General features: G+C 62.9%; 30 protein-coding genes. 21 read left to right on the top strand and 9 right to left on the bottom strand.

Annotated features, from left to right (window positions below):
* The first annotated feature begins 34 nt into the window (after window positions 1-34).
* The 14 genes from BBF93_RS18020 to BBF93_RS17955 all read left to right on the top strand — a co-directional run bounded on the left by BBF93_RS18020 (window position 35) and on the right by BBF93_RS17955 (window position 12,743).
* Window positions 35-1,840 (top strand): monovalent cation:proton antiporter-2 (CPA2) family protein, encoded by a 1,806-nt coding sequence (locus BBF93_RS18020; protein WP_114106793.1) that lies wholly within the window; start codon window positions 35-37, stop codon window positions 1,838-1,840.
* A gap of 31 nt (window positions 1,841-1,871) precedes the next feature.
* Window positions 1,872-2,627: a tRNA (guanosine(37)-N1)-methyltransferase TrmD gene (gene trmD / locus BBF93_RS18015; protein ID WP_114106792.1), complete on the top strand. Its 756-nt coding sequence runs from the start codon at window positions 1,872-1,874 to the stop codon at window positions 2,625-2,627.
* A complete protein-coding gene (gene rplS, locus BBF93_RS20105) occupies window positions 2,614-3,171 on the top strand; it encodes a 50S ribosomal protein L19 (RefSeq protein ID WP_035597234.1) in 558 nt (185 codons plus the stop codon). Before trmD ends, rplS begins: the two co-directional genes overlap by 14 nt.
* 124 nt (window positions 3,172-3,295) lie before the next feature.
* Window positions 3,296-4,693: a 3-isopropylmalate dehydratase large subunit gene (gene leuC, locus BBF93_RS18005; protein WP_114106791.1), complete on the top strand. Its 1,398-nt coding sequence runs from the start codon at window positions 3,296-3,298 to the stop codon at window positions 4,691-4,693.
* A gap of 27 nt (window positions 4,694-4,720) precedes the next feature.
* The gene (bioB, locus tag BBF93_RS18000) at window positions 4,721-5,683 is read left to right on the top strand and encodes a biotin synthase BioB (RefSeq protein WP_035597231.1); all 963 of its coding nucleotides are present in this window, start codon (window positions 4,721-4,723) and stop codon (window positions 5,681-5,683) included.
* Window positions 5,684-5,777: 94 nt separating this feature from the next.
* On the top strand, window positions 5,778-6,761 hold the full coding sequence (gene cysK, locus BBF93_RS17995) for a cysteine synthase A (protein ID WP_114106790.1): 984 nt from the start codon (window positions 5,778-5,780) through the stop codon (window positions 6,759-6,761).
* 91 nt (window positions 6,762-6,852) lie between these two features.
* Complete coding sequence (locus tag BBF93_RS17990; RefSeq protein WP_162786625.1) at window positions 6,853-7,491, top strand: glutathione S-transferase family protein; 639 nt, start codon at window positions 6,853-6,855, stop codon at window positions 7,489-7,491.
* Window positions 7,488-8,336: a VOC family protein gene (locus BBF93_RS17985; RefSeq protein ID WP_114106788.1), complete on the top strand. Its 849-nt coding sequence runs from the start codon at window positions 7,488-7,490 to the stop codon at window positions 8,334-8,336. Before BBF93_RS17990 ends, BBF93_RS17985 begins: the two co-directional genes overlap by 4 nt.
* Before the next feature lie 11 nt (window positions 8,337-8,347).
* Complete coding sequence (gene leuD, locus BBF93_RS17980) at window positions 8,348-8,977, top strand: 3-isopropylmalate dehydratase small subunit (RefSeq protein WP_114106787.1); 630 nt, start codon at window positions 8,348-8,350, stop codon at window positions 8,975-8,977.
* Between the two features lie 179 nt (window positions 8,978-9,156).
* On the top strand, window positions 9,157-9,408 hold the full coding sequence (locus BBF93_RS17975; RefSeq protein WP_157532750.1) for a hypothetical protein: 252 nt from the start codon (window positions 9,157-9,159) through the stop codon (window positions 9,406-9,408).
* A gap of 63 nt (window positions 9,409-9,471) precedes the next feature.
* Complete coding sequence (leuB, locus tag BBF93_RS17970) at window positions 9,472-10,524, top strand: 3-isopropylmalate dehydrogenase (protein ID WP_035597215.1); 1,053 nt, start codon at window positions 9,472-9,474, stop codon at window positions 10,522-10,524.
* 81 nt (window positions 10,525-10,605) lie between these two features.
* Complete coding sequence (locus BBF93_RS17965) at window positions 10,606-11,796, top strand: amidohydrolase family protein (protein ID WP_114106786.1); 1,191 nt, start codon at window positions 10,606-10,608, stop codon at window positions 11,794-11,796.
* A 54-nt stretch (window positions 11,797-11,850) separates the two neighbouring features.
* Window positions 11,851-12,213: a helix-turn-helix transcriptional regulator gene (locus BBF93_RS17960; protein ID WP_114106785.1), complete on the top strand. Its 363-nt coding sequence runs from the start codon at window positions 11,851-11,853 to the stop codon at window positions 12,211-12,213.
* On the top strand, window positions 12,210-12,743 hold the full coding sequence (locus tag BBF93_RS17955; RefSeq protein WP_114106784.1) for an SRPBCC family protein: 534 nt from the start codon (window positions 12,210-12,212) through the stop codon (window positions 12,741-12,743). Before BBF93_RS17960 ends, BBF93_RS17955 begins: the two co-directional genes overlap by 4 nt.
* On the opposite strand, the gene BBF93_RS17950 is transcribed toward BBF93_RS17955, so the two are convergent.
* On the bottom strand, window positions 12,740-13,111 hold the full coding sequence (locus tag BBF93_RS17950) for a nuclear transport factor 2 family protein (RefSeq protein ID WP_035597207.1): 372 nt from the start codon (window positions 13,109-13,111) through the stop codon (window positions 12,740-12,742). The two genes, BBF93_RS17955 and BBF93_RS17950, sit on opposite strands and share 4 nt — an antisense overlap.
* A 125-nt stretch (window positions 13,112-13,236) precedes the next feature.
* Here BBF93_RS17950 and BBF93_RS17945 point away from each other — a divergent pair, with 125 nt between their 5' ends.
* Complete coding sequence (locus tag BBF93_RS17945; protein ID WP_114106783.1) at window positions 13,237-14,277, top strand: aspartate-semialdehyde dehydrogenase; 1,041 nt, start codon at window positions 13,237-13,239, stop codon at window positions 14,275-14,277.
* On the opposite strand, the gene BBF93_RS17940 is transcribed toward BBF93_RS17945, so the two are convergent.
* Window positions 14,246-14,821 carry a hypothetical protein gene (locus BBF93_RS17940; RefSeq protein WP_114106782.1) on the bottom strand — a complete coding sequence of 192 codons (576 nt, stop codon included), beginning with the start codon at window positions 14,819-14,821 and terminating at the stop codon, window positions 14,246-14,248. The genes BBF93_RS17945 and BBF93_RS17940 overlap by 32 nt on opposite strands.
* A 73-nt stretch (window positions 14,822-14,894) precedes the next feature.
* Window positions 14,895-15,392, bottom strand: coding sequence for a prolyl-tRNA synthetase associated domain-containing protein (locus tag BBF93_RS17935; RefSeq protein ID WP_114106781.1), 498 nt, complete (start codon window positions 15,390-15,392; stop codon window positions 14,895-14,897).
* Window positions 15,393-15,453: 61 nt separating this feature from the next.
* Between BBF93_RS17935 and BBF93_RS17930 the strand changes: the two genes are divergently transcribed.
* Window positions 15,454-16,188, top strand: coding sequence for a DUF6065 family protein (locus BBF93_RS17930; protein ID WP_114107143.1), 735 nt, complete (start codon window positions 15,454-15,456; stop codon window positions 16,186-16,188).
* Between the two features lie 112 nt (window positions 16,189-16,300).
* Here BBF93_RS17930 and hisE read toward each other — a convergent pair whose 3' ends face one another.
* Together hisE and BBF93_RS17920 are read right to left on the bottom strand one after the other, a co-directional pair.
* Window positions 16,301-16,663 carry a phosphoribosyl-ATP diphosphatase gene (gene hisE, locus BBF93_RS17925; RefSeq protein WP_114106780.1) on the bottom strand — a complete coding sequence of 121 codons (363 nt, stop codon included), beginning with the start codon at window positions 16,661-16,663 and terminating at the stop codon, window positions 16,301-16,303.
* Window positions 16,664-16,721: 58 nt separating this feature from the next.
* A complete protein-coding gene (locus BBF93_RS17920) occupies window positions 16,722-17,462 on the bottom strand; it encodes an SDR family oxidoreductase (RefSeq protein ID WP_114106779.1) in 741 nt (246 codons plus the stop codon).
* A gap of 104 nt (window positions 17,463-17,566) precedes the next feature.
* Between BBF93_RS17920 and BBF93_RS17915 the strand changes: the two genes are divergently transcribed.
* Both BBF93_RS17915 and BBF93_RS17910 read left to right on the top strand, forming a co-directional pair.
* Entirely contained in the window at window positions 17,567-18,478 is a 912-nt protein-coding gene (locus BBF93_RS17915) for an AraC family transcriptional regulator (protein WP_114106778.1), read from the top strand.
* Window positions 18,479-18,531: 53 nt separating this feature from the next.
* Window positions 18,532-19,353 carry a crotonase/enoyl-CoA hydratase family protein gene (locus tag BBF93_RS17910; protein WP_114107142.1) on the top strand — a complete coding sequence of 274 codons (822 nt, stop codon included), beginning with the start codon at window positions 18,532-18,534 and terminating at the stop codon, window positions 19,351-19,353.
* Window positions 19,354-19,479: 126 nt separating this feature from the next.
* Here BBF93_RS17910 and hisF read toward each other — a convergent pair whose 3' ends face one another.
* The gene (gene hisF / locus BBF93_RS17905) at window positions 19,480-20,238 is read right to left on the bottom strand and encodes an imidazole glycerol phosphate synthase subunit HisF (protein WP_114107141.1); all 759 of its coding nucleotides are present in this window, start codon (window positions 20,236-20,238) and stop codon (window positions 19,480-19,482) included.
* 149 nt (window positions 20,239-20,387) lie between these two features.
* Between hisF and BBF93_RS17900 the strand changes: the two genes are divergently transcribed.
* Both BBF93_RS17900 and BBF93_RS17895 read left to right on the top strand, forming a co-directional pair.
* Window positions 20,388-20,579 (top strand): hypothetical protein, encoded by a 192-nt coding sequence (locus tag BBF93_RS17900; RefSeq protein WP_114106777.1) that lies wholly within the window; start codon window positions 20,388-20,390, stop codon window positions 20,577-20,579.
* Between the two features lie 93 nt (window positions 20,580-20,672).
* Window positions 20,673-21,425: a GGDEF domain-containing protein gene (locus BBF93_RS17895; RefSeq protein ID WP_114106776.1), complete on the top strand. Its 753-nt coding sequence runs from the start codon at window positions 20,673-20,675 to the stop codon at window positions 21,423-21,425.
* Window positions 21,426-21,432: 7 nt separating this feature from the next.
* Here BBF93_RS17895 and BBF93_RS17890 read toward each other — a convergent pair whose 3' ends face one another.
* A complete protein-coding gene (locus tag BBF93_RS17890) occupies window positions 21,433-22,443 on the bottom strand; it encodes a L,D-transpeptidase family protein (protein ID WP_114106775.1) in 1,011 nt (336 codons plus the stop codon).
* Window positions 22,444-22,548: 105 nt separating this feature from the next.
* The gene (locus BBF93_RS17885; RefSeq protein ID WP_114106774.1) at window positions 22,549-22,746 is read right to left on the bottom strand and encodes a hypothetical protein; all 198 of its coding nucleotides are present in this window, start codon (window positions 22,744-22,746) and stop codon (window positions 22,549-22,551) included.
* A gap of 137 nt (window positions 22,747-22,883) precedes the next feature.
* On the opposite strand from BBF93_RS17885, the gene BBF93_RS17880 reads away from it, so the two are divergent.
* On the top strand, window positions 22,884-23,411 hold the full coding sequence (locus BBF93_RS17880) for a hypothetical protein (RefSeq protein ID WP_114106773.1): 528 nt from the start codon (window positions 22,884-22,886) through the stop codon (window positions 23,409-23,411).
* A 306-nt stretch (window positions 23,412-23,717) separates the two neighbouring features.
* Here BBF93_RS17880 and hisA read toward each other — a convergent pair whose 3' ends face one another.
* Entirely contained in the window at window positions 23,718-24,443 is a 726-nt protein-coding gene (hisA, locus tag BBF93_RS17875; protein ID WP_114106772.1) for a 1-(5-phosphoribosyl)-5-[(5-phosphoribosylamino)methylideneamino]imidazole-4-carboxamide isomerase, read from the bottom strand.
* Between the last annotated feature and the right edge of the window lie 7 nt (window positions 24,444-24,450).

Below are 24,450 nucleotides of genomic sequence, written 5' to 3'. Positions count from 1 at the left end.
GACTGAGCCTCAGGCTGACCGCAAGGGGAACCAGATGGCTACTGAAACGCACGCCGCCCATGCGGTGGATCTCGCCCCGGTCGTCATTTTGCTCGGATCTGCCGTGCTGGCCGTGCCCCTGTTCAAGCGCATCGGCTTCGGGTCCGTGCTCGGATATCTCGCCGCCGGCCTCATCATCGGCCCCTTCGGCTTCCGGGTGTTCACCGAGCCGACGGCCATCCTGCATGTCGCCGAACTCGGCGTGGTGATGTTCCTTTTCATCGTGGGGCTGGAGATGCAGCCCTCACGGCTCTGGTCCATGCGGAAGGAAATCTTCGGCCTCGGCTTTGCCCAGGTCGGCCTCTGTATCGTGCTCTTGTCCTGGGTCGGGATGGCGCTTGGCTATTCTGCGCAAACATCCCTGATCGCCGGCACGGGCTTTGTCCTCACCTCCACCGCCATCGTGATGCAGATGCTGCAGGAGCGGGGAGACCTCGCCAAGCCGCGCGGCCAGAAGATGGTCTCTATCCTGCTGTTTGAGGATCTCGCCATTGTGCCCCTTCTGGCGCTCGTTGCCTTCCTCGCGCCGGGTGGGGAAGAGGTGACGCTGACAGACCGTTTCATGGGCGTGGTCATCGGCCTTGGCTGTATTCTTGGCCTCGTCCTGGCCGGGCGCTATCTGCTGAACCCGATCTTCCGCGTGCTGGCGGCGGCCCGCGCCCGCGAAGTGATGACCGCCGCTTCGCTGCTTCTGGTCCTGGGCGCCGCCTGGTGGATGCAGCTGGGCGGCCTTTCCACCGCCATGGGCGCCTTCCTGGCCGGCGTGCTGCTGTCAGAATCGTCTTACCGGCACGAGCTTGAGGCCGATATCGAGCCCTTCCGGGGCGTCCTGCTCGGCCTCTTTTTCCTCGCCGTCGGCATGTCACTGGATCTCAACGTGGTCGCCGCCAACTGGCAGGTCATCGCCATCAGCGTGGTCGCCTTCACCCTGCTCAAGGCCGCCGGCGTCTATGGCGTTGCCCGCCTGTTCAAGGCCGGCCACCGGGAAGCCATCGAACGCACCGTGCTGATGACCCAGGGCGGCGAGTTTGCCTTCGTTCTCTATGCCGCCGCCCTCGCCGTCGGCATCATTGATCCGGAAGGCAGCGCCATGCTCACGGCCATCATTATCGTGTCGATGCTGATGACGCCGCTCTTCGTCCTGGTGCATGACCGGCTGATGCCGGAAGTGGAGGTCGATGCTTCGGGCGTTGAAACCCCGCATGATGCGCGCGGCACCGCCCTGCTGATCGGCTTTGGCCGCTTCGGCCAGGTCGTCAGCCAGCCGCTGCTGGCGCGTGGCTACACAATCACCCTCATTGATAATGATCCGGACATGATCCGGGCAGCGGCCGATTTCGGCTTCAAGGTCTGGTATGGCGATGGCGCGCGACTGGACATTCTCCACGCCGCCGGCGCCCACCATGCCAGTCTCATTCTCGTCTGCGTCGATGACCAGGCCGCTGCCACAAAGATTGTGGAGCTCGTCCGACACGAATTTCCCGGCGCCCTCCTTCTGGCGCGGGCTTATGACCGGGATCACGGCCTCCAGCTTGTCCGGGCAGGGGCTGACTATCCCGTCCGCGAAACCTTCGAATCCGCCCTCAAATTCGCCCATGCCGCGCTGGACCGGCTGGGCGAACCGGAAGACGCCATCACCGACGCCATCGAAGAAGTCCGCCGCCGCGACGAGGAACGCTTCGCCCTCCAGCTAACCGGCGGCACCTTTGCAGGCCGCGAACTGATGTTCGGCAATGGCGGCGGCGCTGTCCCGCTGAATGCCAAGGCGCCAGATACGGACCCAGAGCCAGCAGGCGGGTGACGCGGGGCCCGGCCCGCGCTAAAGGGCGCCCATGTTCAAGGCCACAGCCATCACCCTCATCCCGGAAGCCTGGCCGGGGCCACTCGGCGCCTCGATCCTCGGGCGCGCGCGCGCCGAAGGCATCTGGGATCTGGAAACGGTCGATCTGCGCCAGTTCGGCCTCGGCAAGCATCGCAAGGTGGACGACACGCCCGCCGGGGGTGGGGCAGGGCTGGTTTTGCGTCCGGATGTGGCCGCCGCAGCAGTCGATAGTGTCCGGAAGTGTCCGGATTTGTCCGAAACGGCCCAGCCAGTGTCCCGGCCTGTCATCTATCTGTCCCCGCGCGGACGCCGGTTTGATCAGAAAATGGCCCGCGATTGGGCCGCCGGGCCGGGTGTCATTCTTTTCTGCGGCCGGTTTGAGGGCCTGGACGAACGCGCCATAGAAGCGCGGGATATGCAGGAAGTGTCCCTCGGAGATTTCGTTCTGGCCGGCGGGGATGTCGCCGCAATGGCCATGCTGGAGGCGGCGATCCGCCTTCTTCCCGGCGTGGCAGGAAATTCTGCTTCAATAACAGGGGAATCTTTCGAGAATGGCCTCCTCGAATATCCCCAGTACACCCTTCCCAGAGAGTGGGAAGGCCACAAGACACCGGAAGTTTTGCTGTCCGGCGACCACAGGCGTATAGAAGAGTGGCGAATCAGCCGCTCAAAGGCGTTGACTTTTGAGCGCCGCCCCGATTTATACGCCGCTTACTCCGAAACCCCGACCTCTAATGCGCCGGAGACTGGCGATGAACCTGATTAAAGAGCTTGAGACCGCTGAAATCGCGCGCGTACTCGGCGACAAGAAAATCCCGCAATTTTCCCCCGGCGACACCCTCGCCGTGAACGTGAAGATCAAGGAAGGCGACCGTGAGCGCGTCCAGCGCTATGAAGGCGTGTGCATTGCCCGCTCTGGCGGTGGCATCAATGAGAGCTTCACGGTCCGCAAGATTTCCTTCGGTGAAGGCGTTGAGCGCGTTTTCCCGCTGGTTTCTCCGCTGATCGACTCGATCGAAGTGCTCCGCAAAGGCCGCGTGCGCCGCGCGAAGCTCTACTATCTGCGCGACCTGCGCGGCAAAGGTGCCCGTATCGCCGAGCGTACGACCGGCCACGGCATCGAGGTGCAGGAAGTTGCTGTCTCGAAAACCGAGCGCCGCCGCCAGAAAGACGCCGAGAAAGCAAACCGTAAGGAAGCTGCTGCCCAGGCCCGCGCCGAAAAGGCCAAGGCTGACGCTGCTGCTGCCGAGGCCGCTGCGGCTGAAGCCGCCGCCGCTGCAGAAGCTCCCGCCGAGGGCGGTGAAGCGTAAGCTTCTGGCTGAAACATATCAGCTATGTGAAACGCCCTCCCTTCGCGGAGGGCGTTTTCGCATGGGCAAGTCTTCCCTATGTGCGCTTCAGCGTTATTGTGCGCCGCGAAAGTGAGAGGCCGAAATGTCCCCTAAGACGCTCTACGACAAAATCTGGGAATCCCACGTCGTGCACACCGACGCGCAGTCGGGCGAGAGCCTTCTCTATATCGACCTTCACCTCATCCATGAGGTCACCACGCCTCAGGCTTTTGCCGGTCTCAAATCTGCGGGCCGCAAGGTGCGCCGGCCGGAGCTGACGCTGGCGGTTGCCGATCACAACACCCCTACCGAGAACCAGGCCCTTGGCCTTGCCGGCGTGAAAGACCCCGAAGCGCGCAACCAGTTGGAAACGCTGACGCGGAACGTGGCCGAACATGGCATCGAATTCTTCCCGATGGGCGACATCAATAATGGCATCGTCCATGTCGTCGGCCCGGAACAGGGGCGCACCCAGCCCGGCATGACCATCGTATGCGGCGACAGCCATACCTCCACCCATGGCGCCTTTGGCGCGCTGGCCCATGGCATCGGCACCTCGGAAGTCGAACATGTGCTGGCCACGCAGACCCTGCGCGCGCGCAAGATGAAGAATATGGCGGTGGAAGTCTCCGGCCGCCTGCGCGATGGGGTGACGGCCAAGGATCTTGCGCTGCACGTCATCGCCATCACCGGCACGGCCGGCGGCACCGGCCATGTGATCGAGTATCGCGGCGAAGCTGTTCGCGCGCTGTCGATGGAAGGCCGCATGACGCTCTGCAACCTCTCCATCGAGGGCGGCGCCCGCGCAGGTCTCATCGCGCCGGATGAGGTGACGTTCGACTATATGAAGGGCCTCCCGTCCTCGCCCAAGGGCGGCGCCTGGGAAGTGGCCGAGAAATACTGGCGCACGCTGTTCACCGATGAAGGCGCCGTGTTCGATACGGTGATCCACATCAAAGGCGAAGAAGTTGAGCCGACCGTGACCTGGGGCACCAGCCCGGAACAGGGCATTCCGCTCTCAGGGCTTATTCCGAAGCCGGAAGATTTTGCCGATCCGGTCAAGCGCGCCGCCTGCGAGCGGGCGCTGGAATATATGGGCCTTGAAGGCGGCAAACCGATTGCGGGCACGCCGGTGCAGCGCGTGTTCATCGGCTCCTGCACCAACAGCCGCATCGAAGACCTGCGCGCCGCCGCAGACGTTGCCAAGGGCAACAAGGTGGCCCCAGGTGTGCGCGCCATGGTCGTGCCGGGCTCTGGCCTTGTGCGCGCGCAGGCCGAAGCCGAAGGTCTCGACCTCATTCTGATGGAAGCCGGCTTTGAATGGCGGGAGCCGGGCTGCTCCATGTGCCTTGGCATGAACCCGGACATTCTCTCGCCCGGTGAGCGCTGCGCCTCCACATCCAACCGCAATTTCGAAGGCCGGCAGGGCAGGGGTGGGCGTACTCACCTGATGAGCCCCACGCTGGCCGCCCGCGCTGCCATCAATGGCGTGCTCGGATAATCCGTTAACTGATCAGGAAATCGCCTCATGACTTCTGCTGACCTCACCCCCCGCCAGAACTGGACCCGCGAGGAAATCGCAGCGCTGTATGAGCTGCCGCTCGATCAGCTGTTTGCGCGCGCCCTGGCCGTCAAGGCCGCCAACTGGCCGGATGGAAAGGTGCAGAAATCCCAGCTGCTCTCCATCAAGACCGGCGGCTGCGCCGAGAATTGCGGCTATTGCAGCCAGTCGGCCAGCTTCAAGACGGGCCTCAAGGCTGAAAAACTGATGCCGGTGGAAGAGGTGGTCGATGCGGCCCGCCGCGCCAAGGCAAATGGCGCGGACCGTTTCTGCATGGGCGCTGCCTGGCGCTCGCTGAAGGATCGCGACCTGCCGAAAGTGGCTGAGATGATTTCCGCTGTGAAGGCTGAAGGCCTCGAAACCTGCGTCACGCTCGGCATGCTCGAAGAGGGCCAGGCCGAAGCGCTGAAGGAAGCGGGCCTCGACTATTACAATCACAACCTCGACACCTCGCGCGAGTATTACAGCACCGTCGTCACGACACGGACGTTTGACGACCGCATCGAGACGTTGGGCCGTGCCCGTCAGGCGGGTATCAAGCTGTGCTGCGGCGGCATCCTCGGCATGGGCGAGTCGCGCTCTGACCGGGTCGGCCTGATCCATGAGCTCTCCCTGCTTAGCCCGCATCCGGAAAGTGTGCCGGTCAACAAGCTGGTGCCGATCGAAGGCACACCGCTGGCAAACAGCGAAGAGCTCGACACGCTGGAACTCGCCCGGGCCATCGCTGTCTGCCGCATCGTGTTCCCGAAAAGCTGGGTGCGCCTGTCCGCAGGGCGCGAAACCATGAGTTCCGAAGGCCAGGCGCTCTGCATTCTCGCCGGCGCCAACTCGATCTTCGTGGGCGACCGCCTGCTGACCACCGCCAACCCGGCGATGGACAAGGACGCCCGCCTGCTGGAATCCGTTGGCGGCAGCTGCGCGACCTGCTGAGCTGGGTTTAGGTCTGCTAAACGCTGCCGCGGTTGCCATTGCGGCCGCGCGGCCCGATATTCTCCCTTCAGAAAAGCTCTGAAGGGAGAAAGTCATGACCGGAACAGTCAAGCTCGACGGCGGCGTAACGCTGGATGGCCCGCGCGGGCGGGTCTATGGCTCGATCCTGGAGACGGTTGGCTCCACGCCTCTGGTTCGCGCCGAGAAATTTGCCAAGGCGGAAGGCGTCGGCGCCGATCTCCTGTTCAAGCTCGAATTCTTCAATCCGCTCGCCAGCGTGAAAGACCGGATCGGTCTTGCCATGGTGCTTGGGCTGGAGACTGAAGGCAAGCTGAAGCCGGGCGGCGTACTGATCGAGCCGACCTCCGGCAATACCGGTATTGGTCTCGCTTTCGTGGCCGCCGCGCGGGGCTATCGCCTGATCCTCACCATGCCGGAATCGATGTCGATCGAGCGGCGCAAGATGCTCGCTTATCTCGGCGCAGAGCTGGTGCTGACCCCGAAAGAGAAGGGGATGGGCGGCGCCATCGCCCGGGCCAAGGAACTGCTGGCTGAAATTCCCGGCTCGGTCAGCCCCAGCCAGTTCGACAATCCGGCCAATCCGGCAATCCATGAAAAGACAACCGCCGAGGAAATCTGGGCCGATACGGCCGGCGCAGTCGATGCCATCGTCTCCGGCATAGGCACGGGCGGCACCTTCACCGGCGTGGGCCATATCCTGAAGCCGCGCAAGCCGGGACTGAAGATGTTCGCCATTGAGCCGGAAGCCTCGCCCGTGCTCTCGGGGGGCCAGCCCGGACCGCACATGATCCAGGGCATCGGCGCGGGCTTTGTGCCCGGCAATGCCGATACGAGCCTGATCGACGAGATCGTGAAGGTCTCCAACGAGGAGGCGTTTGAAACGGCGCGCAAACTTGCCAAGACAGAAGGCATTCCCGGCGGCATCTCGTCGGGCGCCGCGGCTGCCGCCGCCGTTCGCATCGGCAAGCGGCCGGAGATGGCGGGCAAGACCATTGTGGTAATCCTGGCGAGCTTTGCCGAGCGGTATCTTTCGACGGCATTGTTTGACGGCGTGTAATCCGGCCGGGTCTCCGCAGAGGCAGGGCTCGCCAATCTCCGGCAGCTGGTGGATATAGTGCCGTCAGATAATGACGTCCGGAGGATATTCAGTGGCCCGATTTACCCTGCATGGAATGTGGCCTTCGGGGCCGACCTACAAAGTCGGCCTTATGCTGCGCCTTACCAACACGCCGCATGATTACGAACATGTCGATCTGCGGGCGGGCGCGCACAAGGCGGACGCCTTCCTGGCGAAGAACCGCTACGGTCAGGTGCCGGTTCTGGACGATCATGAGAAGGACATTTGTCTTTCCCAATCTTCGGTGATCCTGGATTACCTCGCCGATGAAACAGGCCAGTTTGGCGGCAAGGACCGGTCAGAGCGCCTGCGCGCGCGGGAATGGCAGTTCTGGGGCGCGGGCCCGCTTACCACCGGCATTTATCGCACGCGGGCGGTGAAGCTGGGTTTCTTCAAATTTCCGGAGGAGGTTCAGGCGGCAAACCTGCAGTCGGCTCTTGGCGCGCTGAAGGAGCTCGACGGTCTGCTCACCGGGCGCAGCTGGCTGGTGGGCGGCGGGGCCACGATTGCCGACCTCGATATCTATGGCATCGCGGCTTATGCCGGTCAGGCGCAGATTGACCTGCAGGCGTTCGGCAATGTCCGCAAATGGATGGGCCGGGTGGAAGATCTGGCCGGGTTCAAAGGTCCGCAGGACTGCCTGCCGCAAACCAGCGTGAAGGCGCCGTGATTACCGGGCTCGATCATCTGGTGCTGCTCTGCCCGGAGATCGTCTCCGGCGTGGCGGTGTATGAACGGCTTCTCGGCCGCAAGGCAGACTGGCGGGCAGAGGTCGAAGGCGGGGGCGCTTCGGCATTGTTCCGCCTGGGCAACACCTCGCTTGAACTGCTGGCACCGGCTGGAGAGGGCCTGCGGGGCCAGCGGCTGGCAGAGCTGATTGAGGCGAAGGGGCCGGGGCTCACCACGCTCGCATTTGGCAGCGACGGCCTGGTGGCAGACCGCGAGACATTCGTTCGCCGGGGGCTCGAGCCGGGTGACATCACGTCCGGACACTCCAGACACGCCGAAACCGGCGCAGAACGCCGCTGGCAGAGCCTGCGTCTACCCGACGAGAAAGCTGGCGGCATCAAGGTGTTCGTCGTCGAGCCGGGGGAAGGGGCACTTGCACTGGCGCCAGCGGCGGCAGATGCGGTCCACGGGCTCGATCATGCGGTGGTCAATACGGCAGCGCCGGACCGGGCACTCGCCTTCTATGGCGCAAAGCTCGGACTGCGGCTGGCTATGGACCGGACCAACCCGGACTGGGGCGTGCGCCTGATCTTTTTCCGCACGGGCGGGCTGACGATCGAGATTGCCCGGCGCCTGTCCGAGCCAGAGGATACCGGCCGGCCCGATACCTTCTGGGGGCTGACCTGGGCGGTCAAAGACATCGAGGCGGCGCACACGCGCCTCTCCGCCAGCGGCTTTGACATTTCCGAGATCCGCAAGGGCCGCAAGCCCGGTAGCCGGGTCTTCACCATCCGCAACGGTACTATGAATGTACCGACCTTGTTCATTGCCCATGAGACGGTTTAGAAGCTCTCCCCATGACCCCCTTCACACGCCTTGATGGAACCGCCGCGCCGCTCATGGACAAGGGCAAGCCCATGTCCAATGTCGACACCGACATGATCATCCCGAAACAGTTCCTGAAGACGACCGAGCGCACCGGTCTGGCCAAGGGCCTCTTCTATGAGCTGAAAACGCGCGCTGATGGCTCCGAAGACCCGAATTTCGTGCTGAATCGCCCGCAATATGCCAAGGCGAGCATCCTGATCGCGGGCGAAAATTTTGGCTGCGGCTCCTCACGGGAGCATGCGCCCTGGGCGCTGGCCGATCAGGGCATCACCTGCATTATCGCCCCCTCCTTCGCCGATATCTTCCACAACAACTGTTACAAGAACGGCATTCTTCCCGTGCGGCTTCCGGCAGAGGTTTGTGAAAAGCTCGCTGCAGAAGCTGGCGGGCCGAACCATGTTTTCTCGGTGGACCTGGAAAGCCAGACCGTGACGACCCCGTCGGGCGAAGTGCATCACTTCGACGTTGACCCAGGCCGAAAGTCGAATCTCATCGCGGGCCTTGATGAAATCGGTGCCTCACTGACGGCCGGCTCCCAGATTGACCGGTTCGAAGAGCAGCGCCGCCTGACCACGCCCTGGCTGGAACGGGCGCGCTGATATTTTCCTATCAGGCGTTTAGCGGAAGCTGGCACTCTGCTGGTGAAAATTCCGGCAGCCCGGCCTCCGGATGATGTGGGTATTATTTCCCAAATAATAAAAAGAGTGGCGCAACGATTATTCGTTGCCTTGCCCAACATCGCTTCCTAGAAATTGAAATACACAGAAAGCGGGGAATTATGGTTCGTTCTATACTGCGCAGTTTGCCACTCATCGCCATGCTCTCAATGGTTGCCTGCGCCGGTACGCCGGCCGGCATGGCAGCAAATGAAGAGCGGGAGTGCCGCACGCTCGACATAACCGGTTCGAAAATTGCCAAACGTGAATGCCGGACGGTGTCCGATTGGGCAAAGCGGGATCAGGATCAAGCCGCTCAGGCCGAAGCCGCCGGCTCAGCGGCAAAGCAGAATGTCGATCCGAATTCTTTTTGATTAATCGGCAGCCTGGCAGTAAGACGCGCCGCAGTGTTGGAACATTGCAGGCGTTGAATTCCCATGAGACAGACCCTCCTTCTGCTGCCGGGTGACGGCATTGGCCCCGAAGTTGTGGCTCAGGCACGGCGTATCGCTGAAGCGCTTGTGCCCGATGTGCAGATTGAGGAGGGCCTTGTTGGCGGCGCCAGCTTCGATGCGCATGGCACACCGCTGACCGATGAGACGCTGGAGCGCGCCCGCAAGGCGAGCGCAGTTCTGCTCGGCGCTGTGGGCGGCCCCAAATGGAACGGCGTGGGACGCGACAAGCGCCCGGAGGCTGGCCTGCTTGCCTTGCGCAAGGGCCTGGACGTTTTTGCAAATCTTCGCCCGGCTTTCTGCTTTCCGGCGCTGGTGGAAGCCTCCAGCCTGAAGAAAGACCGTGTCGAGGGCCTCGACATCATGATCGTCCGGGAACTGACGGGCGGGGTCTATTTCGGCCAGCCGCGCGGCATTGACGAGCAGGGCGGCCTGCGCCGGGGCTATGATACGGCTGTCTATACCCATCCGGAGATCGAGCGCGTTGCGCGCGTGGCCTTCGAGATTGCCCGCGGCCGCGATGCCCGTGTCACCTCGGTCGAAAAATCGAATGTCATGGAGTCGGGTCTCTTCTGGCGCCAGGAAGTGACGCTCGCCCATGCCGAACTCGGCGGCGGTGTCGAGCTATCCCATATGTATGCCGATGCTTGCGCCATGGAACTCGTCCGGGCGCCCAAACAGTTTGACGTGATCCTGGCGGACAATCTCTTCGGCGATATTCTCTCTGACGAGGCTGCGATGCTGACAGGGTCCATCGGCATGCTGCCATCGGCCTCGCTCGGCGCGCCGGGTGTGCCGGGTCTGTATGAGCCGGTTCACGGATCTGCGCCGGACATTGCCGGGCAGGGAATAGCCAATCCCTGTGCCGCGATCCTGTCGTTGGAAATGGCGCTGCGCTGGTCTCTGGGGAAAGAAAAAGCGGCTGACACGCTTTTTGCGGCCGTTGGCAAGGCGCTTGATCGCGGCGCGCGCACGCGCGATCTCGGCGGCGACCTCACCACCCGCCAGATGGCAGACGCGATCCTGGCGGCGCTCTGATCGTCCTTTTCCGTCCGGATTTGGACAATCCATCCGCCTTATGACATCCTCCGCTCAAAACAAGAGCGGAGGAAACAAGTAATGTCATACGCTGCCGGGCGGCTCATTCATGATGCCGACAGTCATCTGATGGAGATGACGGATGTGCTCGATCCCTATTTCGAGCGCCGCCTGCTGAAGCGCTATCACGCGCTGCCGGTCTACAAATGGAAACAGTCCCACGCTCACTGGATGAATGAGGAACGGGCCCGGCATGAAGACGCTGCCTATCGCGCAGCGGCGGGCGAGGCGATCCTGCTGAAGAAAAATTATGAAGCGCTCGGCGCTTTCCGCCGTGAAGACCGGCCCGCCGCGCTCGACCGGCTGGGCTTTGCCAGCCAACTTGTCTTCACCACCTTCTGTCTTGGCAATTTCGGGCTCGACCAGTCAGACGATATGGAGCTCTGCTACGCAGCCGCTGACGCGCATAACCGGATGATGACCGATTTCTGCGCCATCGACCGCCGCCTCCTCGCCGTCGCCTATGTGCCGCTGGAAGATTTTCAGAGGGCGGAGCAAACAGCAAGGCTTGCCATTCGGCTGGGCGCAAAGGCGCTGATGGTTCCCTCGCTCTGCCCGCAGAAGCATTCGCCGAGCCATATCGGCCTTGATCCGGTCTGGCGCATGGCAGAGGAGGCGGGTCTGCCGATCCTCTTACATGTCGGCGGCGAGGAGAAGATGAACCCGGTTTACAAGGAGAACGGGCTTCCGCCTGTGCCGGATTTTCATGGCGGTGACGACAACTTCACCTCCGTATCCTACATGCCCATTCCCAACGCGGCGATGCAGACGCTGGCAACCCTGATTTTCGACGGGGTGTTCGACCGCTTCCCCAAGCTGAAATGGGGCGCCATCGAACTTGGTGCGTCCTGGGTTCCCGGATGGATGCGCGCGATGGATTCGGCGGCGCATGCCTTCGTGCGCAATGAAGAGCGCCTTCAGAAACTCTCGGCCAAACCTTCCGAAATCGTCCGACGCAGCTTCCGCGCCGCGCCCTATCCGCATGAGGATGCCGGCTGGATCATCCGGAATGCAGGCGACGAGATCTGTATGTTTTCGTCAGACTATCCGCATGTGGAAGGCGGGCGAAACCCCCTCAAGCGGTTTGACGAAACCCTGCAGGGCTGCACACCATCGCAGATTACCGCCTTCTATTCGGAAAACTTCATTGACCTGATGGGCGAAGGGCTCAGCCCGGAATTGCGCCGACCCATGCTGAAAGCGGCGGGCTGATAATAATTCAACCGAATGGTTGACTATTGAGGGGCGGGGTCTATATTCAACCACATGGTTGAACTATATGCCCCCCGCCTCGACGCCGTATTCCATGCTTTGGGAGACGCTACCCGCCGCCATATGCTCCGTGATCTGACCGAAGGTGCCCGCACCGTCAGCCAGCTTGCCGAGCCTTTCGAGATGTCGCTTGCGGCGGCCTCGAAACATATCAAGGCGCTGGAAGGGGCGGGGCTTATCCGCCGTGAAGTGCGCGGGCGCACTCATGTCTGCCATCTTGAGGCCGGCCCCCTCGCAGACGCCTCATCCTGGCTTGCCTTCTATGAGCGCTTCTGGACTGGCCGCCTCGACACGCTCGAACGCCTGCTGCGCGAAGCAGATGCCAGCGCCTCATCCCCCAAAGGAAAGAAATCATGACCCAGACCACGAAATCCTCCGCCTACGGCCAACTCGTTGAGCCGACGGTTCTGAAGCTTGAGCGTCTGCTGCCAGGCCCGGTCGAACGCGTATGGGACTATCTCACGCAGAGCGAGCTGCGCCGGCAATGGCTCGCCTCGGGCGTTATGGACCTTTCTCCAGGCACCGAGTTTGAATTTGTCTGGCGCAATGATGAGCTGACCGATCCGCCGGGCGCGCGGCCAGACGGCATGGGCGCTGAAAACCGCATGACCTGCAAAATTCTCGACGTAGACCCGCCTCGCCGCCTGTTCATCAGCTGGGGCGTGCAGTCGGATGTGCTGTTCGAATTGGCCCAGAAGGGCGAGGATACGCTCCTCACCATCACCCATCGCCGCCCGCCGACGCGCGATGTCCTGCTCAGCGTTTCGGCGGGCTGGCATGCGCATGTGGATGTTCTGGAAGCAAAACTCGCGGGCACGAAACCAGGTCCTCACTGGGACAACTGGGTCAGGCTGCGGTCGGAGTATGACGCCCGCTTCCCTGCCTAGCTGTAATCGGCAATCCGGCAGAGCAGGGGGCCGCGGAATTCGAAGAAGCTTGCCCCGCGTACCTTGACCGACTGGCCGGCTTTCACGCCGGTCGGAAGGTCAACGGCCGCGCGGCCTTCAAATTCGATTTCTGCGGCTGCCTTGCCCGCGCCGGAGACGAGATTGATCAGCCGCTGGCGGCGATAGGAGAAGGCATTGCCGGAAACTTCGGCCACCTGGCGCATCATGTCCTTGCCTTCCAGCCGCATCGACTGGCCGGTGTTGGAGATGTTCTCGAACACCACATCTTCGGTCACATAGGACAGCATTCCATCAATATCGCGCTCATTATACGCGGCGATATACTTGCGGATTATCTCGTCGAGCATGATCCCAGCTCCGCCCTGTTAAGCCCGGGGCAGTCCTGCCCGACGCGGGGGAATTGCACAAGCCGCTTTAAGATGCGGTCGAGATGGGCCATATAGCCCGCGAACAAGCACAAGAGGAGATTATCATGGGCACGCGCATCGCGGTTGTCGGCGCCACAGGCAATGTTGGGCGGGAACTCCTCAATATTCTCGATGAGCGGCTGTTTCCGGCCGATGAAGTCTACGCTGTCGCCTCGCGCCGCTCCATCGGCAAGGAAGTCTCCTATGGCGACCGCACGCTGAAATGCCATGATCTCGAACAGTTCGACTTCAGCAAGGTGGACGTTGTCCTGATGTCGGCTGGCGGCTCTGTTTCGAAGGTCTGGTCGCCCAAGATCGCCAAGGCGGGCGCCATCGTGATCGACAACTCCTCGCAGTGGCGGATGGACCCGGATGTGCCGCTGGTCGTTCCGGAAGTGAACGCTGACGCCGTGCTCGGCTATGAGAAGAAGGGCATCATCGCGAACCCCAACTGCTCGACGGCCCAGCTGGTCGTGGCGCTGAAGCCGATCCATGACGCTGTGGGCATCAAGCGCGTCGTTGTGGCCACCTATCAGTCGGTTTCCGGCAAGGGCAAGGACGCGATGGACGAGCTGTGGAACCAGACGCGCGGCGTGTTCGTGAACGATGAGCCTACCGCGGAAGTCTTCCCGAAAGAGATCGCCTTCAATCTGATCCCGCAGATCGATGTGTTCATGGATGACGGCTACACCAAGGAAGAATGGAAGATGCGCGTCGAGACGAAGAAGATCGTCGACGAGAGCATCGAACTGGTCGCTACCTGCGTGCGCGTACCGGTGTTCGTCGGCCATTCCGAAGCGGTCCATATCGAAACCATTGGCCATATGACGGCGGATGAATGCCGCGCCCTGCTGCGCGAAAGCCCCGGCCTGATGGTGGTCGATGATCCCAAGGAAGACCTCTACATCACGCCGAAAGAGTGCGTGGGCGAGTGGGCGACCTATATCAGCCGCATCCGCAACGACCCCACCACCGAGAACGGCCTCGCCTTCTGGTGCGTGTCGGACAATCTGCGCAAGGGCGCTGCGCTCAACGCCGTGCAGATCGCCGAAGAACTGCTCAATCGCGGCATCATCAAGCCGGAAACGGCGAAGGCGCTTTCCTGATATCTTCGCGCAGCTGAAGCCGGAGGGCAGAGAGGCGGGCATAGATGCGCGCCTTCTCCCGCATTGGCCGCCAGTCATACAGGAACGCGGCGACGGGGCGCCAGTTTGCGACCCATCCGATGATGATCAGCCCTTCGCTGATGAGGGCTGCGCTCATATTCGGTCCCAGGGCGCGGACCAGCTGGCTGCCAGCAATGCAGGCGATCAGGAAGAGAAGGCCGACCAGCGCGTCCCGGCGGCTTTCCTTCAGGAACAGCCTAAGCTGGCGCGTCTGCCGGGCTTCCAGAAATGCGAAGTAGTTGGTGATCGACTGCTCCAGCGCGGCCCGCTCAATGCCGCTCAGATGGCCGGATGGCAGATGGAGCACGAGGGAGATCTGCGCGCCGCGCGGGGCCTCCGGCACGGAATCCACGATGAAATCCTCGATGGCATCGTCGATATCCCGGTCCACGAGGGGGGAGGGGTCGAGCGAGTTGAAAAGCTCGTCCAGCGAGCGCAGGCGAATGTCGATTTCGAACGGGAATGCAGGCTCTTTCGGCTTCATGGCGAGGCTCAAACAGGCAGGGCGTATGCGCCAGCCTGCGCGCCAAGCGGCCATGGGGTCAAGCGGGGCCGGTTCAGAGCTCGGAAAAATCCACTATTTCAAAGCTGTGACCGGTCGCGTCCACGAAGCGGCGGAAATCTGCCTGGCTGATGGCCGTGGTTCCGGTGTTCGTCAGCGGGTGGAAGTTCACGATATCTGCGCCTGCAAGGACCACGTCGACGAGGAACCGCACGCGGGCCGGGCGGTCGTTCATCAGGGCAAAAGCGGTGACCGAACCGGGCGTGACACCGAGCACTTCGGTCATCAGATCCGGGGCGCCGAAGGAGAGGCGTTTTGTGCCGATCTTCCGGTGCAGCTGGTTGAGCTTCAGTTGATTATGCGCTTCCGCGGCGATCAGGACGAGGTCACCATCGGCGGCTTTCAGGAAAAGATTTTTCGTGTGGGCGCCCGGCATGTCGGCCTTCAGCGCGGCGGATTGCTCGACGGTGAACATGGCCTCATGCCAGGTGGTCTGGTGAGCGATGCCGAGGCTGTCGAGATAGGCGAAGAGGTCATCAGGGCTTGCAGGCATGGTGTCCTTTGGGGCAGGACTTTGCCTGCCCGTCAAGCAGCCAGGAAGCGGAAAGCCATTCATGCGCCTTGAATGTTATAAGATTTACGACGTCGCCCCCGAGATCGTGCCCGGCCGGTCTGACCGGGAATGGATGGATGCCTTCACCGATCGCCACCCCTACCGGTGCCTGCCGCTGACGATGGCGAACTCCACGGGCTGGGAAATTCTCTGCCCGATGGACATCAAGATCAAATGGAATGGCGGGCCGCGGAATGAAGACATCCAGCTTCTGACGACGGGCGATCCGCGCGCGATTCCGAGCTTTGCGGACGCCCATTTCATGCGCGGCATCGTGACTTTCCATACCGGGCACCTCTTCCGCACGCCGCCCGGCTGGGGCGTGTGGGTGACCGGGGCGCCAAACTGGCCGAAGGACGGGATCGCGCCGCTGACGGGCCTGGTGGAGACAGACTGGCTGCCCTTTCCCTTCACCATGAACTGGCAGATGACCCGGCCAGGCGAGGTGATCTTCAAGAAGGGCGAACCCTTTGCTTTCATTACGCTTATGGAACACAAGCGGCTGGAAGAGATCACCCCGGAACGCAAGCTTCTGAAGACCAATCCGGAGCTGGTGAAGGAATATGAAGGCTGGCGCGAGAGCCGGGCAGACTTCAACACCCGCCTCAAATCGGGCGAGCAGAACGCCATGAAGGAGCGCTGGCAGCGCCATTACATGCGCGGCGAGAAGCCCGATGGCGAGAAGGCCGATGCCCACCAGACGAAGCGCCGGCTCAAGGCCCCGAAAGATATGTAAGGGGTTGGATAAGGGCCCGCTTGTCCCGTGGATAAGGGGCCTAAAAGCTCCAACGAAGCTCCAAAAATACTCCATCCGCGCGACCAAAAACTCCAACGCCGTTGGAGTTTTTTCACTCCTTGGGCGGCCGCGCGGCTTTCTCGGCGACGCCCGAAATGCCCTGGCGTTTTTCCAGGGCGGCGGCCACGGCGTCGAGCGCGACCCCGCGCGACCGGAGCGCGACGAAGACATGGTAGAGGACGTCGGCCGCTTCACTCGCCACCCGCTCGTCACTCTCCCGGCGGACGGCCTCTGCGAGCTCCCCGCCTTCCTCGGCGACCTTCGCAGCGGCCGCATCCGGGCCCTTGGCGAGCAGTTTTGCGGTCCAGCTTGAGGCGGCATCGCCTTCAAGGGCGCGCGCGTCGATGGTCTCGGCAAGATGCGTCAGGGCGGCGGCGAGGCGCGCAGGCGAGGCGAGGGGGGCTTTGGCAGTCATAGTCTTCCTCTAACCCCTTCTCCCTGCCGGGAGAAGGGGCGGGAAGGCGCATTGCCGGTCAGGCTGCGGCGAGGGCCACGGCATCCGGGCCAGCGGGGAAGCGGAGCTGGCCGGTGAGATCGAGCGCGGCGCGCCAGATGGTCTCGGCAACGTCCTGCTCCTTTGTGACAAGAGCGGGGGTGGCAAAGCCTTCTAGGATGGGCTCAGCAAAGCCGGCATAGCTTTCCGGAATCAGATCTTCGAGGCGCACTTCGGTATTCTGCGAGAAGCGTGTCGTTGGTGCGTAGCCGGGCTCCACAAGTTTGGCGCGGACCCCGAAATAGGCCAGCTCATGGGCGAGCGATCCGGTGAAGCCTTCAATCGCTTGCTTGCTGGCTGTGTAGGCCGCAGCCAGCGGCATCGGGGCGAGGGTCACGCTGGAGGTGACATTGACGATCACTCCGGACTTCCGGGCCCGGAACATCGGTATCGCTGCCTGGCACACGGCCATCACGCCGAACGTGTTGGTTTCAAACACCTTGCGGATATGCGCCATGGGCGTTGCTTCGAAAGCACCGACAACGCCGATACCGGCATTGTTCACGAGAACATCAATCGGGCCCGCCATCTCCAGCGCGTCTGCAATGCTCTCCGGCCGGGTCACATCCAGAGGCAGAACGTGCATGCGGGCGGACGGGGGCAGGATACCTTCGCGGGGCGTGCGCATGGTGGCGATTACGTTCCACCCCTGGGCATGGAAGTAGCGGGCCGTTTCAAGGCCATAGCCGGACGAACAGCCGGTGATGAGGACGGTGTTCATGGTGAGAGTTCCTTTCCTGTCTATGCTTGACAGGAAAGAGATTAAGGCGCGTGATCAGGACTATCATCAATCAATAGTCTCTATTTCATTTGCAAAAGTCCGAAATGATCGACCCCCTTTCTCAGATGATCCGTTTGCTGCGGCCAAGCACGATGTTCTCCAAGGGCATCAGCGGCGCCGGAAGATGGGCGGTCAGTTATTCCGAGTTCGGACATCCGGGCTTCTGTGCAGTGCTCGAAGGGCGGTGCCGGCTGGCCGTTGCCGGCGAGCCCGCAATCACCCTGGAGGAAGGCGACTTTGTGCTTTTGCCTTCCACGCCGGCCTTCACGATGTCCGGCTTTGAACCTGCGCCTGCAAAGCGGATCGATCCAAGGAAAGCGATGCATTCCGGTGAGGAAGTACAGCACGGCCGTGCGTCAGGCCCGCCGGATGTACGGCTGCAGGGCGGCTATTTTCTCTTTGGCTCGCCTGATGCCGCGCTGATCGTGTCGCTTCTTCCGCGCTTGATCCATATTCATGGCGACAGCCGGCTTTCGGCGCTTGTGCATCTGTTCGGGCAGGAAGCCAGCAGCGAGAGGGCCGGGCGTGACCTGGTGCTGGAGCGCCTTGTAGAAGTGTTGCTGATCGAGGCGCTGCGCGCATCGCAAAGTGGCGATGCGACACCAGGACTACTCCGGGGGCTGTCAGATGTCCGCATCTCGGAGGCGCTCCGGCAGATGCATGAGGACCCGCAGAAGCCGTGGACGATTGATGAACTCGGCCGGGAGGCGGGCCTCTCCCGCTCTGCTTTTTTTGACCGGTTTACCCGCACGGTCGGCCTGCGGCCCATGGAATACCTGCTGGCCTGGCGGATGGCCCTGGCCAAGGATCTGCTGCGGCGGGAGGACTTGCCGATGGATGAGGTCGCCCGCCGGGTGGGCTATGGATCGGCCAGCACGTTCAGCACCGCGTTCAGCCGCCATGTTGGCCAGCCCCCTGGAAAGTTTGCGCGGACTTCCGCCCTCCAGACCGCTTGACGTCCCCAGCGGAAGGGCGCCAGCTTCACCTCAAAGTTCCGGAGGATGCCATGATGAAAGACCGCGTTTCGATTACCATGCTGGAGGACGGCGTTGCCGATGTGCGCCTGATCCGCACCGACAAGATGAATGCGCTGGACCCGGCGATGTTTGCCGGCATTGCCGAAGCGATCAACACGCTGAAGGCGACCAAGGGCCTGCGCGTGGTGGTGCTGTCGGGCGAGGGCAAGGCGTTCTGCGCCGGTCTTGACCTGTCAAACTTCACCGGCGGGGGCGGTGGCAGCGGCGAGAAAAAGCCGGGCGAAGGCAATGCCACGGGCAATCTGGACGGGCGCAGCCATGGCATTGCCAATCTGGCGCAATATGTGGCCTGGGGCTGGCGCGAGCTGCCCGTGCCCGTGATTGCGGCGGCCCATGGCGTGGCGTTTGGCGGCGGGTTTCAGATTCTCGCCGGAGCGGACGTGCGCATCATTCATCCCGACACGCGCTGCGCGATCATGGAAATGAAATGGGGCCTGGTGCCGGATATGGCGGGCTTCCCGCTGTGGCGCGGCAATGTGCGCGATGATGTGATCCGTGAGCTGACGTATACGAACCGGGAGTTCAAGGGCAGGGAAGCCCATGAGCTGGGCTTTGCCACCAAGATTTCCGAGACGCCGCTGGAAGATGCGCTGTGGCTGGCCAAGCTGATGGCGAGCAAGCACCCGGCCGCGATGCAGGGCGCCAAGCGCCTGTGCAATGCCATGGCCGACGCAACCGATGCCGAGCTGCTGCAGATGGAGAGCGATGAGCAGGTGAAGGTGATGCGCACGCCCAATCAGATGGAAGCAGTGATGGCGGAAATGCAGAAGCGCAAACCGGTGTTTACGGAGTAATCGTCCTGAGCCCCTTCTCCCTTGGGAGAAGGGGGTGGGGATGAGGGGGGGCTGGCCTCTAAAGCTTGCGTAGGGTGGATGGGGCGGGATGCCCTCACCCCAACGCCTCTCCCACAGGAGAGGGGCTTAAAGGGTGCGCACCGGCGCGCCCGCTTCGGCGAGGGCGGCGCGGGCCTCCGCCAAAGTCGCTTCGCCGAAATGGAAGATGGAGGCGGCGAGGACGGCGCTGGCGCCGCCTTCGATCACGGCAGGGGCGAAATCCCTCACGCTGCCCGCCCCGCCGCTGGCGATGACGGGAATGGTGACGGCGGACGACACCGCTTTCAGGAGCGGAATGTCGTAGCCTGATTTGGTTCCGTCCCGGTCCATCGAGGTGAGCAGGATTTCGCCGGCGCCGCGCTTGGCGGCCTCGCGGGCAAACTCGACCGCGTTGATGCCGGTGGGCTTGCGCCCGCCATGGGTGAAGATTTCCCAATGGCCGTCCACGGCGCGCGCATCGATGGCGACGACGACGCATTGGCGGCCGGCCTTGGCGGCGCAGGCGGAGATGAGCGCTGGATCTGCAACCGCGGCCGAATTGATCGCCACCTTGTCGGCGCCTGCCCTCAGAAGCGCGACCATATCTTCCACCGAGCGCACGCCGCCGCCCACAGTGAGCGGCATGAAACAGGCCTCGGCCGTGCGGCTGACGGTTTCCAGCAGCGTGCCGCGGCCTTCATGGCTGGCCGTGATGTCGAGGAAGCAGAGTTCGTCGGCGCCGGCGGCGTCATAGGCGCGGGCGAGGGCCACAGGGTCGCCAGCGTCTTTCAGGTCCACGAAGTTGACGCCCTTCACGGTGCGCCCGTCTTTCACGTCGAGGCAGGGGATGATGCGCGTTTTCAGCATGGGCGTTCCTTTGCCGCCAAAGCGGGGCGAATGCAAACAATCCTTAAGGTTGTGCGGGGTGGGAAGGGACGCCGCGCTGACCTATATTGACGCCACGGGAGGCTGATCTCGACAGAGCGAACTGACGAAGTAAGCATCAGGAGACAGACATGGACATGAAACGGACAGAGCGGAACACCGCCGCCAGACTACAGAATGACGAGGCCGAGACGCTGGCGCGGCTGGCGGCGGGATTGTCGCGGCTGGATGTGGGCAGCGCGCCTGGCGGCGGGGAAAGCGATCTGGCCCATGCGCTGCGCACGCGGCGGCGGCTGCGGCGGCCACTTTCCTCGGCGCGCTGAGGAAGACTTTCCGGCATCGGTCAAATTTGACCGATCGGCCGGAGGGCAATTTAGGCATCCGCTCATATACTCCCTTCTTTGGAGGGTGGGGTAATGCAGCTGGCGCAAGATATTCGGCGCGCACTACAGGCCGGGGCGCTGATTACGGCGGCCTCGATCTTCTTTTCATTCGTGCCGGTCTATATCTGGCTGCAGATTGACCCGGTGATCGACCGGCCCTCGATCTATCTTTCCTGCATCATCCTTCCCCTGATCATTGCGCCTGCGTGCAGCTGGTTCGTGCTGAAAGCGCAGCTGAAGGCGCAGCGCCTGGCCGCGGAGAACTACAGGCTGGCCAATATCGACGACCTGACAAACCTGCCCAACCGGCGGGCCTTCTTTGCGGAGGCGAGCGTTCTGCAGATGGAGGCCGATGGCGGGGCGGGTGTGTTTTTCTGCGCGATTGCCGACGTGGACAATTTCAAGCGCATCAATGACAGCCTGGGCCATGAAGCGGGCGATGACGTGCTGATATCCGTAGCCGGAGTATTGCGCGCGCTGCACCCGCCGGGCGGGCTGGTGGCGCGCCTGGGCGGGGAAGAGTTTGCGGTGGCAGGCATCTTTGTGGATATGGGGCAGGCCCGGGCAGCCTTTGAGGCGATGGTGCGCGCTGTTGCCTCAGCCGGGCATGGCGTTTCCCGGCCGGTGACGGTGAGCCTTGGCTTTGCCGGCGCGGGCGCGCGGGAGAGCCTGTCGACGCTGCTGAGCCGCGCCGATGAAGCGCTTTACCGCGCCAAGCAGGCAGGCAAGAACCGCGCCCTGGCCTATGAAGACGGGCCGGTGACATGGGCCGCGCGGGCAAGCTGACGCTGCCTCAGCCGATGGCGTCCACAATGGTGAGCGGCAGGCCGCCGGAGCCTTCTTCCAGAGATTCCGGCGTGATCAGGATGGTGGTGCCTGGCAGCAGCAGGGGCTCCAGAAGCGCCGCGAAGGCGGGCGGCAGCAGCGCCTGATCGGCCAGCTCATCGGGCGAGGCGGGCGGCAGCGTGGCCACCGGCGCGCCGGGCTTGCCTTCGGGCAGTTCCAGCTGGATCCAGTGAAGCGCGCCCCCCGGCGCCTGGCTGAGCATCAGCACATGCGTGGCTGTTTCACCTTCCGGCACATAAACGCGGGCGCGGCCGATTTCGGCGGCCCCGCGCAGGGCGACCAGGGTTTGATCGCGGCGCGAGATGACGAGGGTGAGCGGGCCGTCGGGCGCGCCGTCCGGCATCCAGCGGTAAAGCTCATCCCCAGCCAGCGGGGCGTGGTCCAGCGGCACGCCGCCGGGGCCTTCGGCCGCCAGGAGGCCGGGGGCAGGTGTGATCGCAGGCTCTCCCGCCACGCCGGAGACGATCACCGTGCCGCCCATCTCGGTGACGGCGAAGAGGCGTTTGGCAAATTCCAGCGGCAGGCGGATGCAGCCATGGCTCTGCGGATAGCCGGGCAGGGCGCCAGCATGCAGGGCGATGCCATCCCAGGTGAGGCGCTGCTGATAGGGCATGGGGGCATTGTCATAGAGGTTTGACCGGTGATCGGCATCCTTCTGCAGGATGACGAAAACGCCCGTGGGCGTTTCATGGCCGGACTTGCCGGAAGAGATGGTGGAGACGCCGATGCGCACGCCATTGCGATAGACGGTGGCGGTCTGCCGTGTGAGGTCCACAAACAGGGTGACCGGGCCGGCGGGGGAGAGGGCAGGCGCCCACACCCAGTCTCCGGGCTGGAGGGTTTCCGCCTGCGCGGTGAGCTCAGCCGCCGTGGCGACCAGCACGCCCTGCGCCCCGGCGGGGACGGGCAGCGCCGCCAGCAGCGCGGCAGCGGCAAGAATGGCAGGCAAGCGTTTCACGCCGGGCCTTTGGAGTTGCTGGCGGGGGTTTCCGGCCAAGGGTTTCAGGCAGCCTCAAGGGCACCAGAAAAGGGCGCGGCTGGCAAGGCGGCGTGGGGGCGCGGCCTATTCGGAAAGGCTGGAGACGACAAGGTAAACGGCGGCGATGCCCGCGCCGGTGAAGGCCGCGGCCATCCGCCCGGCAAAGCGCGCCTGCGCGGCGCGGGCCTGGCGCATCTGGCCCACCAGCAGCTGAAACCCGGCATCGCGCGCCAGATCCTGCGCGGTTTTCTCAGACGGGAGTTTGGGGCGCTGCGGGCTCATGGCAGGCGCAATGCGGGATGCGTGCCAGTTGCAGGTCTAACCCACGAATACAACCATCAAAAATAGGAATTTATACGACATTGAATTGTAATCTATAATAGGAGTAATATCCTGATACGAAAGAGGGGTAGCCTAAATTGGACAGCTTTTACAAAGTCGTAGAAAAGCTCAATGATCGCGAGGCACATCGGAAAACCGAGCTTGCTCAGGATATCGCGTTGCCGCTGGGGCTCCTGACTCTCCTAGCCGGATTTTGGTATACTCTAGCTAATAGCATTTTGTTCCCGCTCTCCACTGCTCACTTTGTCGTCGCGCTACTATTGGCCGTAAGCGGAGTCTTCTTGGTCTATTCTGCCGCTCTCCTTTGGCGAGCCCATGTTGGTAACATCTATAAGGCTTTGCCACTTGCTACCGACCTAGCGATTTATAGAAGTTCGTTAGCCGAATGGGGGATGCAAGAAGGAGTTCCGGAGGATGAAGTGGAAGATGTCTGGAATGAGTATTTCCATTCAAAGCTGATAGAGAATGCTACCCATAATGCTGAGATGAACGAGCGTAGGTCAGCAACAATATTCAAACAAAAACAAATGCTAGGGGCGGCGCTAGTCGTACTCGCGATCGCTGGCGGCACGGCTTTAGTCTGCGGGATCAATTTAAAGCCGTAATGTTCACTTCTGAAGATAAAGGAACAGCTTTGTAATGTCGGGAAATCAATCGCCGCCACCTCCTCCTTTGCCGCCTCCGGCGCCTAACCGCTCTCCCCCTCCATCGGGGCCTCCGTCTCGTTTAATTAAGGAAGATAGAATCCCACCGAAACGCTGACGCGGGGTAGGCTATCGTGACCAAATTGACTCCTTCTCCTCCACCGCCACCGCCACCGCCACCGCCCCCTCCAACTCCGGCGCAGCCGCCAAAGGGGCCACCTTCTAGGTCGGTCACTGATGGCAAGCCCGCAATACCAAAGTAGCTTGTTAACCCGCCAACCCAATCGCCTCGCCCGCCACAATATCCCCGTCATACAGCGCCCGGCCCAGGATCGTGCCGGCGATGGGGGCGCCGCTGGCCTTCAGGGCACGGATGTCGTCTACGCTTTTGACGCCGCCCGACGCGATGACGGGGATGGAGACGGTGTTGGCGAGTTCTGCCGTAAACGGAACATTGACGCCGGTTTTGAGGCCGTCGCGGCCGATGTCTGTCGCCACGATGGCGGCGACGCCGCAGCCTTCGAAGGCCTTGGCGAGCTCTGTGGCGCGCATGTCGCTGGTTTCGGCCCAGCCTTCCACGGCGACCATGCCATCCTTCGCGTCGATGCCGACGACGATGCGGCCGGGCAGGGCGCGGGCAGCGTCTTTCACCAGCTGAGGATCGCGCAGCGCAATGGTGCCGAGGATGACGCGGGAGATGCCAGCCTCGAGCCAGGCATCAATCTGGGCGCGCGTGCGGATGCCGCCGCCGAGCTGAACCGGGGCAGGGGTGGATTTGAGGATGCTTTCCACGGCCGCCCTGTTCACCGGCTCGCCGGCGAAAGCGCCGTTCAGGTCCACCACATGCAGATGGGTGAAGCCCATCTCGTGGAAGGCGCGGGCCTGGGCGCCGGGATCGGTGTTGAACACGGTGGCTGCGTCCATCTCCCCGCGCAGCAGGCGCACGCAGGCGCCGTCTTTCAGGTCAATGGCGGGGTAGAGGGTGAAGGTCATGGTGTCG

The sequence above is a fragment of the Hyphomonas sp. CACIAM 19H1 genome, from assembly GCF_003325995.1.
GTDB lineage: Bacteria > Pseudomonadota > Alphaproteobacteria > Caulobacterales > Hyphomonadaceae > Hyphomonas > Hyphomonas polymorpha.
The sequence above is the reverse complement of the archived record's forward strand: the minus strand, read 5'-3'. Positions and strand labels throughout refer to the sequence as shown.